Annotated in this window: 10 protein-coding genes and 1 pseudogene; 6 read left to right on the top strand and 5 right to left on the bottom strand. The window is 64.0% G+C overall.

The features are described 5' to 3' along the window. From HP547_RS22135 to HP547_RS22125, 3 genes and pseudogenes are all read left to right on the top strand, one after another. Positions 1 to 286: pseudogene (locus tag HP547_RS22135) on the top strand (DUF1956 domain-containing protein); the annotation flags it as partial. 10 nt (positions 287 to 296) lie between these two features. Continuing rightward, positions 297 to 1,811 carry a DHA2 family efflux MFS transporter permease subunit gene (locus HP547_RS22130; protein WP_172287431.1) on the top strand — a complete coding sequence of 505 codons (1,515 nt, stop codon included), beginning with the start codon at positions 297 to 299 and terminating at the stop codon, positions 1,809 to 1,811. Between the two features lie 123 nt (positions 1,812 to 1,934). Next, positions 1,935 to 2,408 (top strand): YMGG-like glycine zipper-containing protein, encoded by a 474-nt coding sequence (locus HP547_RS22125; RefSeq protein ID WP_172287430.1) that lies wholly within the window; start codon positions 1,935 to 1,937, stop codon positions 2,406 to 2,408. 42 nt (positions 2,409 to 2,450) lie between these two features. Here the strand turns inward: HP547_RS22125 and HP547_RS22120 are convergent, their stop codons facing one another. Beyond that, on the bottom strand, positions 2,451 to 3,356 hold the full coding sequence (locus HP547_RS22120; RefSeq protein ID WP_172287429.1) for a LysR substrate-binding domain-containing protein: 906 nt from the start codon (positions 3,354 to 3,356) through the stop codon (positions 2,451 to 2,453). A 219-nt stretch (positions 3,357 to 3,575) separates the two neighbouring features. Between HP547_RS22120 and HP547_RS22115 the strand changes: the two genes are divergently transcribed. Both HP547_RS22115 and HP547_RS22110 read left to right on the top strand, forming a co-directional pair. Then, the gene (locus HP547_RS22115; protein ID WP_172233557.1) at positions 3,576 to 3,962 is read left to right on the top strand and encodes a VOC family protein; all 387 of its coding nucleotides are present in this window, start codon (positions 3,576 to 3,578) and stop codon (positions 3,960 to 3,962) included. Positions 3,963 to 3,997: 35 nt separating this feature from the next. Continuing rightward, on the top strand, positions 3,998 to 4,567 hold the full coding sequence (locus tag HP547_RS22110; protein ID WP_172287428.1) for a hypothetical protein: 570 nt from the start codon (positions 3,998 to 4,000) through the stop codon (positions 4,565 to 4,567). 239 nt (positions 4,568 to 4,806) lie between these two features. On the opposite strand, the gene HP547_RS22105 is transcribed toward HP547_RS22110, so the two are convergent. The 4 genes from HP547_RS22105 to HP547_RS22090 form a co-directional block, all read right to left on the bottom strand. Next, positions 4,807 to 6,480, bottom strand: coding sequence for an MFS transporter (locus tag HP547_RS22105; RefSeq protein ID WP_172218807.1), 1,674 nt, complete (start codon positions 6,478 to 6,480; stop codon positions 4,807 to 4,809). Between the two features lie 208 nt (positions 6,481 to 6,688). Then, the gene (locus HP547_RS22100) at positions 6,689 to 7,468 is read right to left on the bottom strand and encodes an alpha/beta fold hydrolase (protein ID WP_172287427.1); all 780 of its coding nucleotides are present in this window, start codon (positions 7,466 to 7,468) and stop codon (positions 6,689 to 6,691) included. Continuing rightward, positions 7,465 to 7,890, bottom strand: coding sequence for a VOC family protein (locus HP547_RS22095; RefSeq protein WP_172218809.1), 426 nt, complete (start codon positions 7,888 to 7,890; stop codon positions 7,465 to 7,467). The genes HP547_RS22100 and HP547_RS22095 overlap by 4 nt, the downstream gene beginning before the upstream one ends. Positions 7,891 to 7,965: 75 nt before the next feature. Further along, positions 7,966 to 8,892: an alpha/beta fold hydrolase gene (locus tag HP547_RS22090; protein ID WP_172287426.1), complete on the bottom strand. Its 927-nt coding sequence runs from the start codon at positions 8,890 to 8,892 to the stop codon at positions 7,966 to 7,968. A 184-nt stretch (positions 8,893 to 9,076) separates the two neighbouring features. Here HP547_RS22090 and HP547_RS22085 point away from each other — a divergent pair. Further along, positions 9,077 to 10,962, top strand: a 1,886-nt coding sequence (locus tag HP547_RS22085; RefSeq protein ID WP_372242915.1) for a dermonecrotic toxin domain-containing protein, incomplete at its 3' end; no start/stop codon positions are given.

The raw sequence follows: 10,962 nt of genomic DNA, 5'->3' as shown, positions 1-10,962 counted from the left end.
GGCGCACCTGCAGGCCGCGGCCCCCCTGCGCCTGTCGCTGCTCAAGGGGCTGTTCAGCGAGGTCAGCGGCATCCCCGTCGACGACCCCGCCCTGACCCGCTGCATCCTCTGTGTCACGGCACCCTGGGCAATGTTGCTGATCGGCCCGCGAGGCGGCTCCGGGGCGCTGCACGAAATCCTGCAAATGCCCAGCGCATCCGTTGCGAGCCAGTTGTACCGCTTTGCCCTGGCAGGCCTGCAGGACGCCGGTCTGCAACATGCCCAGGCCCATGCCACGCTCCGTTGAGGTCCGCCCCGTGCAACCGATATCCACTGATACTTCCCCCGCCGCCACGCATGCGCAAACCTCCATCCCGCTGCTGCTGGCAGCCCTGATGCTGGTGATGTTCCTGGCCGCCCTTGACCAGACCATTGTTTCCACCGCCCTGCCGACCATCGTCAGCGACCTGGGCGGGCTGCGCTGGCTGTCGTGGGTGGTCACAGCCTACCTGCTGGCCTCGACGGTGGTGGTGCCGCTGTATGGCAAGTTCGGCGACCAGTTCGGTCGCAAGCGTGTACTGCAAGTTGCCATCATCCTGTTCTTGCTGGGCTCGGCACTGTGTGGCTTGGCGCAGGACATGGCCCAGCTGATCACCTTCCGTGCACTGCAAGGGCTGGGCGGGGGTGGCTTGATGGTGGTGGCGATGGCCGCCATCGGCGATGTCATACCGCCTGCCGAACGCGGTCGCTATCAAGGACTGTTCGGCGGTGTGTTCGGTTTGGCCACTGTGGTGGGCCCGTTGGTCGGTGGGTTTCTGGTCGAGCACCTGTCGTGGCACTGGATCTTCTACATCAACCTGCCCCTTGGCCTGCTGGCATTGCTGGTGATCGGCGGCGTATTTCGCCCGCATGTGGCCCTGGTGCGGCATACGGTGGACTACATCGGCGCGTTCTTCCTTACCGTGGCGCTGGGAGCCCTGGTGCTGATTACCAGCCTGGGCGGCAGCCTGCTGGCGTGGCAATCGCTGGATATGCTGTGCCTGTCGCTGTTCGCGCTGCTCGGCCTGGTCGGGTTCGTGGTCGAACAACGCCGCGCCGCCGAGCCGATCATGCCGCTGCACCTGTTCCGCCACCGCACCTTCGTGCTGGCCGGGCTGATCGGCTTTATCGTCGGGGTATCGCTGTTCGGCGCAGTCACCTTCCTGCCGCTGTACATGCAAGTGGTGAAAAATGCCACGCCCACCAGCGCCGGGCTGCAGATGCTGCCGCTGATGGGTGGCCTGCTGGTGGTGTCGGCGATTACCGGTCGGCTGATCAGCCGCTGGGGCCGCTACCGGGTGTTCCCGATCCTCGGCACCCTGCTGCAAGTGGTTGCCCTGGGCCTGCTCAGCCGGCTGCAGCTGGACACCCCGACGGCGCTGATGAACCTGTACATGGGCCTGCTGGGCGCCGGCCTGGGCATGGTCATGCAGGTCCTGATCCTGGCGGTGCAGAACAGCGTCGAGCCCCGCCACATGGGCGTTGCCACCTCTGGGGCCACGTTGTTCCGCTCGATTGGCGGTGCCATCGGTGTCTCGGTGTTCGGCGCGCTGTTCTCGCATGCCTTGCTGGGCGGCCTGGGGAGTGAGTTTGCCGCCAGCGCCGGGGGCGCCGCGAGCCTCTCGCCCGCCGCCGTGCATGCCCTGCCTGCAGCCTTGCAACAGACATATTTGCAGGCGTTTTCAAGCGCCATGCATGGGGTGTTCCTGTTGGCCGGGATGATCACCAGCGTGGCCTTCGTGCTGTCCTGGCTGCTGCGCGAAGTGCCACTGCGCAAGGCCAGCCAAGGCTGACTTGCTCCAGGCGTTCAGCCAAGGGCCACCGGCCTCGGTTCGCTATTTGCGCTTGTGTGGCCCGCTATCCACTACAACCGGACTATCCTGTTAAACGGGCTTTCCGCCCAATGGAGGTGTGCCATGCGCACGTTCACGTGGAGTTACCTGCTGGTGCTGTCGTGCTTGGCATCTGTCGCCCAGGCGCAGTCGGTGGTGCCGCTCAAAGGCCAGAGCAGCCAGCAGACGCAACTGGATATCAACGATTGCAATACCGTCGCCACCAACGCTGCGAACAGTACTGCGGCGTCTGGCGGTGCCCATGTCGGTGGCCGGGTGCGAGGCGCGACCGCAGGTGCGGTCGCGGGTGCAGCGGGCGCGCAGGTGCGCGGTAATCAGCATGAAGAACTGTATGACCGGGCCAGCGATGATGCCAAGCAGCAGTACCGGCAGAACCGCGCCGGGGAAGTGGCCACCGCCGGCGCCGCAGTGGGTGGCATGCGCCAGCGCCAGGAGCGTCGTCAAGACCGTCGCGGCCAGGACGAAGCGAAGACCCAGGCCCATGCCAGTGCCTACAGTGGCTGCCTGCAAGGACGCGGTTATCAGGTCAACCCCTGAGCCGTCGGCACGCCATGGCGCAGCCTGCATGGCGTGCCGCTTTCAGAACTTCGCCAGTTCTTCCCGGCAGAACTCGACGAACAACTGGGCCGGCTTGGTCAGTTGCACGCGCTTCAAGCGCGCTGCTGCCAGCCCCGACAACGCCACCGGCTCGGCAATGTCGAGCACCGCCAGGCGCTGGCCATCGTAGGTGTACTCGGAATGCGGGCGGGTCACCAGCAGCGAAAAACCAAAGCCCTGCCCGACCATGCCACGCACCATCTCGATGGACGGCGAACTGAAGACAATGTTCGGCGTCAGCCCCATTTCGTTGAACAGGCTGACGAAGTAGGTGCGGCTGGGGGCCACATCCAGCAGGATCATCGGCTCGGGGCACAGGTCGCGCAACGATACCTGGGCCTGGCCGGCAAAACGGTGGTGCTCAGGCAGCAGCACGTAGGGTTTCTGCGGCGGCATCAACGGCTCGGCCTCGATGGTGCCGTCCAGGTCATGATCGTAGAGAAACGCCAGGTCGAAGGTGCCGGCGGTCAGGCCCTGGATCAGCTCCTGCTGCTCGCCATCGCGCAGGCGGATATCCACCCCCGGATAGCGCTGGCGAAAGCCGGCGATCAGGCGCGGCAGGTACAGCGGTGCCACGGTTTCGAAACAGCCGATGTCGATGTGCCCGGCCACGGTGTCGTTGTCGGCCAGGGCGTTCTGCTCGAATTCGTGGGCCATCTGCAGCAGCGACCTGGTCTTGGCATAGAAGCGCTTGCCGCTGGGGGTCAGCGACACGCCCTGGGCGTGGTGGCGAATGAACAGCTGCACGCCGAAGCTTTCTTCCAGGCTCTTGATGGCCGTGGAGATCGACGGTTGGGCGATGTACAGCTGGCGTGAAGCCTCGGCAACACTGCCGGCTTCCACGGTGGTGACGAAATACTTGAGTTGTCGCAGGGTGTAGGCAGCCACGGGTACCTCTTTGACGCCGACCTGGGCGCGCGGGGATCGTGCCTGACACTTTACCCCTTGGCAGCTGGCCAGTGGGTGCCGGCGGAGGAAGGATTTAACTGGGACTTGAACAGTATTTTTGTAGCCAGGGCTTCACCGTTTGCGGCCCAGTGCCACTGGTCAAATGCCCCCGACCGTCTTTACTGGTACTTATCGCTCCCAGACATACGGTGTGCGCTTATGAAGATCGTGGTCACCAGCATTCTTGTCGAGGACCAGGCAAAGGCCCTGGCGTTCTACCACTACGTACTGGGTTTCGAGCCCAAGCATGACATCCCCATGGGCCGGCACCGCTGGCTGACCCTGACCTCGCCCAACGACCCCAATGGCGTCGAGCTGCTGCTGGAGCCCGATGCGCACCCTGCGGCCAAGGCGTACAAGGCTGCGCTCAAGCAGGACGGCATCCCCGTTACCTCGTTCGGCGTGCGTGATATCCAGGCTGAACACACCCGGCTGTGCGCAGCAGGCGTGCACTTCACCCAGCCCCCCACCCCCATGGGCCCAGTCACTGTCGCGGTATTCGACGACACCTGTGGCAACCTGATCCAGATCGCCCAGAAGCACTAGCGGCTTGCCCTCACGCGCAAAAACAAGGAAAACAGATGCGCCACGAATTCAGCGAAGTGCTCAACGACCTGGTCGACTATTTCCTGCTCGGCGACATCCAGCTGCTCGAGCGTTTCAAGCGCGACCGGCAACTGCCCGACGACCTGGCCTATGCATTTACCCATGACGACAGCGGCGACCAGGCGGTGCGCGAGGGTGTGGTGCTGCCCCTGGCCGGGGTCGACAACCTGCCCTACCGCATCCTGTTCACCCTCGATGGCCATACGCCGGCCTTGCGTGAAGCTGGCAGCCGGCTAAAGCACCGGCGCAATGGCTATGTGCTGCGGGTCGAGCACGGAGCGCTGATGCTGTACACCTGGCGCATCCTGCAGCACTTCACGCCGAAGACCTTGGGTGACCTGCTGGCGCGCTATCAGGTGCCGGGGCGGCCGATGATCGAGCTGGACAATGGCTGGTATGACGTAGAGGTGCTGGCCGGTGCGCTGGTGCGGGACGGGGTGTACGAGCCGGCGTTCGAATTCGTGTTGAACAAGCGCTGGAACCGGGGTGAAGCTGCGGGGGTGGATACCGGGTATGCGTTCGGGCTGCGTGGGTATTTTGATTGACGGGTGCCTGTAGTGGCCGTTTCGCGGGCAAGTCCGCTTCTGCATCGGGTAGGAGATCCTGTGGTCTTTGGCTAGCTGCGTCAGGGCTAACAGGTGCTTGCCACGGTATTTTCAGCGCCTGGGAGACCGAGCGCCGCGCGGGCGGCGCTCGATCTCACAGGCGCTGCATATCTTGTGGCAAGCACCTCTCAGCCCTGATGCGTTCCCTGCGTAGGCGACCGATACCACCTGTATCCACCTCAAGTAATATCCCGGTCCTTGGTTTCCGGCAGGAACAAGATGCCCAGCACCGCCGTCATCACCGCGATCACGATCGGGTACCACAAGCCGTAATAGATATCCCCGGTGGCTGCCACCATGGCAAACGCCACGGTCGGCAGGAAGCCGCCGAACCAGCCGTTGCCGATGTGATAAGGCAGTGACATCGAGGTATAGCGGATGCGCGCCGGGAACAGCTCCACCAACCACGCGGCTATCGGCCCGTAGACCATGGTCACGTAGATCACCAGGATGGTCAGCAGCAACAGCACCATCGGGTAATGGATCTTCGCCGGGTCGGCTTTTTCCGGGTAGCCTGCTTCTCTCAAAGCGCCGCCCAGGGTCGCGGTAAAGGCGTCGTTCTGCGCCTTGAAGTCCGCCGCCGCCAGGCTGCGGCCATCAAAACTCTGCAGTACCCGCTCGCCAATGCGAATCTGGGTCACACTGCCCGGCTCGGCTGCCTGGTTGGTGTAGGGAATGGCACGCTTGGCCAGCAGGCTCTTGGCGATGTCGCACGAGCTGGTGAATTTGGCCTTGCCCACCGGGTCGAACTGGAACGCGCACTGGCCCGGATCAGCCACTACCACCACCGGGTTCTGCTCCTGGGCGACGAACACGTCCGGGTTGCCATACTCGGTCAGCGCCTTGAAGATCGGGAAGTAGGTCAGCGCGGCGATGATGCAGCCGGCCATGATGATCTTCTTGCGGCCAATGCGGTCGGACAAGCTGCCGAAGAAGATAAAGAACGGCGTGCCGATCAGCAGCGAACCGGCAATCAGCAGGTTGGCCGTCTGCGGTTCGATCTTGAGCGTCTGCAACAGGAAGAACAACGCGTAGAACTGGCCGGTGTACCACACCACGGCCTGGCCAGCAGTGCCGCCAAGCAGCGACATGATCACCACCTTGAGGTTGTCCCAGCGGGCGAACGACTCCGTCAGCGGCGCTTTGCACGCGTTACCCTCGGCCTTCATCTTCAGGAACACCGGCGACTCGTTGAGCTGCATGCGGATATACACCGAAATCGCCAGCAGCAGGATCGACAGCAGGAACGGCACCCGCCAGCCCCAGTCCTCGAACACTTCGGTGCCCATGGCCGTGCGGCAGGCCATGATCACCAGCAGTGAAAGGAACAGCCCCAAGGTCGCAGTGGTCTGGATCCAGGCCGTGAAAAAGCCGCGCCGGCCCTTGGGCGCGTGTTCGGCGACATAGGTGGCGGCGCCGCCATACTCGCCACCCAGGGCCAGGCCCTGCAGCAGGCGCAGGCTGATCAGGATGATCGGCGCCGCCACCCCGATCGAGGCGTAGCTGGGCAGCAGGCCCACCAGCGCGGTGGACAAGCCCATGATGATGATGGTGATGAGGAAGGTGTGCTTGCGCCCGACCATGTCGCCCAGGCGCCCGAACACGATGGCCCCGAACGGTCGCACGGCAAAGCCGGCAGCAAACGCCAGCAAGGCGAAGATGAACGAGGTGGTTTCATTGACGCCGGCGAAGAAGTGCTTGGCGATGATGGCGGCCAGTGAGCCGTACAGATAGAAGTCGTACCACTCGAACACCGTGCCCAGGGACGAGGCGAAGATGACCTTGCGCTCCTCCTTGGTGATACCGCGTTGGGGCGCGCTACTGCCCGTGGATGCGCTGTCGAGAACCGCCATGGGTTGCCTCCGTCGTGTCATCATGCAGGCCGGAGTACCTCATACCCATTTCACCGTCGCACCCAGGCCCCAGGGCTTGCTTTGGATACGCGAAGCACAACGAGGCGGGCCGCCTCGGATCGCGGCAAGGTAACTGAAGCATAATCGGCTTTACGGGGATATCCACTGGCCATGAGCGATAGCCATGCCGCAGCTCGTACAGGCGCAATCAGCGCAAAAACTGCACGACCTGTGCCAGCACCGTCTCCGCTTGCTCACGGTGCGGCACATGCCCGCACCCGGGCAGCCGCCGCATCACTCCCGGCCCGCCAGTCAATGCCAGCAAGCGCTCGGGATGCGCCTGCGAGCCAAACTCGTCGTTATCGCCATGCAGGCTCAACAACGGGCAGCGCACCTGCGGCAACACGGCATTCAGGCTCCACCCGGCAAAATCCTCGCCCAGCCAGTTGTCCACCCAGGCGCGCAACACCCATTCGGCCTTGCCGCCGTGGTAGCGCTCAAGCCGTTGCATCTGCCCGGGCTGGGCAAACTGCAAGGCGGCTGCACGTATGCCTGCAAGGGTGCGTGCTTCGACAAAAGCCTGCGCCGACTCGGTGATCAGCCCCACACACTGGCCGGTAAACGCCGCCGCGCAGGCAACGGCCATACCACCCCCCACGCTGTGGCCAAAGACAATGAAGTCGCCAATGGCAAAATATTCGCGCAACGCCGCGAACCCCAGCTGCGCCTCGTCCTCGACAAAGCCCAGCCGCAGCCTGCCCGGGTGAGTGTCGGAGCGGCCAAAGCCCAGGCGGTCGTAGGCGATCACCCGGCGCCCGGTGGCATGTGCCAGCTGGGCTGGAAAGTCGCGCCACAACGCCACGCAACCGAGCGAGTCATGCAACAGGACAATGGGCACCACCGGTGCCTGCGGCGGCAGCCATTCCCGGGCGAACAGCTTGCCCTCGGCGGTATCGACCCAGTGCTCGGCGCGGTGCAGGTTGCTCATGTTGCCTTGGCGGCGGGTATGGGCCCCTTCAGCTCGACCTGATTGCCATCCGGGTCGTAGCAGTACAGCGACAACCCCTCGCCTTCGGCGCCGTAGCGCTGCTCGGCAGGCTCCACCTTCACCCCCGCTGCCTCCAGGTATGCCGTCAACGCCGGCTCATCGAACGGCTCGATGCGCAGGCAGAAATGATGCAGGTTGCGCCCCTCGGCCCCAGGTGCCGCACCGCCAGGCTGGCCCAGCGGGCCGTCCAGGGTCACCAGGTCGATCATCGCGGTGCCCGTGGCCAGGTGGACCATGCCCAGGTCGTCGCGCACGCGGCTGACCGTGCAGCCGAGCAGCTCGGTGTAGAAGGCAACGCTGCGTTGCAGGTCACTGACCCGCAACACGAGGTGATCGATGTGCTTGACGGCGAACGGTCGCATGCCGGGCTCCTTGTGGCGGTTGTAATCATGCATCCGCCACCATAGCCCAGGTCCACGCAGCGTGACCACAAACAGCTACTCGTTGACCAACCGTTGCAGCACTCCCCCTTCGTGGCGGGTCAGGATACGCAGCAGTTGATCGACCAGCGCCCGGTCCGGTGCATCGAGGTGAAAGTGGTGCCCGCCCGGGTGCCAGGATATCTTCGCCTGGCCGGGCAAGGCCCCCTGGCGCCGGGTAAAGGCCTCGCCGGTAAAGGCCCCCTGGCGGCCGAACAGCAAGTACAGCGGGCAGCTGATCTGGCCAAGCAGGTCACAGGCTTCGCGCTCGGTCAGCGGCATGGGCTCGGGCAGTACCAGGCGCGGGTCATGCCGCCAGCAATAACCATCGCCCAGCTGCAGCAGGTCGCGCCGGGCCAGCAGGCGCGCGGCGCCTTCCGACAGCTCGGTGTCCAGGCGCTCACGACGCTGCGCCAGGGCCGTGTCGAGGTCGTCGAAGCGGCCGCTGCCCGGCTCGGCAAAGCCCTGCAGCTGGCTGCGCTGCACCATCCGTTTGAGCCGGTAGGCGCGGGCAATGTGCTGCACACGATCATCCTCGGCCACCGTGAACGGCGCGCCCATGCCATCCAGGAAGGTCATGCTGGCGATGCCGCTGGTCATCGCCGCCAGCAGCGACGCCACCCCGGTGCCCATGCCGTGGGCCAGCACATGAAATTGCCTCAGCCCCAGGCTGTCGGTCACCGCCAGCATGTCTTCGGCATGCTCCCACAGGTAGTAGCCACTGTCGTGGCGGCGGTGGTCCGAACGACCGTGGCCGACCAGGTCCGGGGCGACCACGAAACAGTGTTCCAGCAGCGGTGCCAGCCGGTCGAAGGAGGCGGCATTGTCCAGCCAGCCATGCAGGGCCAGGACCGGTATGCCGTCCTCCGGGCCCCAACAGCGCACGGCGATTTCAATGCCGTTGTTGTCCAGCAAGTGGTCCCTGGGTGTCGATGATGAGCGCATGGCTGGCTTCCTGTCTAAGACCTGGCAGACGGTGACAACCAACCTTCGCGCGATGTCTGCGGCGGCGTTGATGCCTGCCCGACGCTGGCATAGGCGAGACCGACACATCGTGGGCTAACTAACTACCGCCGCTTCACGCCTTGCCTGGCATGCAATGGCCCCTCACCCTGACAGGAGCCACACCATGACAGCCGCAACGCCCTACCACCTGCGCCAGATCGAACGCACATTGCCTTACTGGTCGCGGCACACGCCAAGCCCGCAGGTTAGCGCAATGCTGAACACCCTTCGCGCGGATTACCAACAAGCCAACGGCGAACCTTACCCCTGGTATGAGACCGCAACAGAAGCCCAACGTCAGGCGCTGCGCAGCGCTATCGCACAACGTGACAACAGCCGCAAAAGCTTGCACAAGACGCTCAAGGCGCTGAAAAGCATCCCTGACTTCTGCAAGCCATTGCTGGAACAACGGCTGGGCATCGCAGTACCGGTCGATAAGGCCGTGTATTTCTTCCAGCCGTTCAAACGCAGGCCGTTCCTCCCTACAGAGAGCGAGCCCGGGTTTGCCGCACCAGCCGAGCAGACACGCTACGCGTACGACCCCGATGGCAAGCCTCGCAAGGTGTCGTTGCTGGAAGCGGCCATGCACAACTTCACCGGTGATGATGAAGCGGGCCCCTACAGCCTGCTCCTTCACAGTAAAACCAGCACCAATCCGCTGACAGGCTGGACACCCGCCACCTTCATTCAAGCATGCCGTGAGCTGGACTTGGGCAAGCGATACCAGGACCATCTGGCCTCTATCCATGACGGCAGCCAGAAGGCCGAAATCGAGCAACAGCACATTCAGGCAAGCCGTGACGAACTGATGGTTCAGGCACAAATCGCGGTATTGCGTGGCAAGCTGAGCAGCGATGGTCTGCAGGCAGTGAACCGCCTGTGCGTGGCCGATACCATAATTGCCGAGGGTCAAGTACCAGTGAGATGCTGGCGGCTGGACCTGTTCCAGGTGCCTTTGCACGAGGTGCTGGTGATCGGCAGCACCGAGTCCTCGCGCATTGTCTACATCCCCGGCGCGCACGACAGCCCCGTCGCCGAGTACCCTTCCACCGGCGAGGCCGCCAAGGCGCTGACACGGCGAATGCAGGATCGGCGGCTACTGCAGACGATCATCCGTTTCGCACCTCAGTCGCTGCAAGGGCAACTGGCCAAGCGCCTGCACGAAAGCCTTTTCGATGAGCTGCTTCCCCCCAACCTGCCAGCCACGCTTCCCAAACCGTCTGCGCGCGTGCTGTACAAGGCCACCGAACTGCCACCTGCGCCCTGGGCCTATTTGTACCTCACTCATGCAAACAGGCTCAAAGCCGACGCCGCAACGCTCGTGGTACCCACTGCCCTGGTGGATGCCAACGCCCGCCTGGAACAGTTCGAGCATTGGCTGTCGGCAGGGCTGGATCTGGCCAATGTGGCGGCACTGTTCATACCAGGGCTCAATACCGTGATGCTGGCCGTTGGCGCCGCGCAGCTGATGCACAGCGTGTTTGCAGGTATCGAGGCATGGGAGGCCGATGACAAGGTGCAGGCCGCGGCGCAGCTCGAGTCGGTGCTGCTGAACCTCGCACTCATAGCGGCCACCGGTGCAGGCGCTGGACTGCTTGCACAGTCCCGTTTCGTCGACTCGCTGGTGCGCATCGAACATGAAGGCAGTGAACGCTTGTGGCAGCCAGCCCTGGATGCCTATGCCAGCGACGTACAACTGCCTGACACATTGGAGGCCAATGAGCAGGGCCAGTACGTTCACCAGCAGCGTCACTTCATTCGTCTGAATGGCAAATTGTTCGAGCAGGTACAGGACGCTTCAGGGCAATGGCGAATCAGCCACCCGACAGACCTCGAGGCCTATCGCCCAACCGTGCGGCATGTGGCTCAGGGTGCCTGGCGCACTATCGGTGAGCACCCTCTGGATTGGGATCGGGCGGAGCTGCTTCGGCGTATCGGGCCCAACGCAGAAGCCCTGAGTGACCTCGAACTGGATAAGGCGCTACGTTGCACTGGTTTCGATGAAGCGCA

This window comes from Pseudomonas sp. CM27, from assembly GCF_013179515.1.
GTDB lineage: Bacteria > Pseudomonadota > Gammaproteobacteria > Pseudomonadales > Pseudomonadaceae > Aquipseudomonas.
This window is presented reverse-complemented; position numbering and strand designations above follow the sequence as displayed.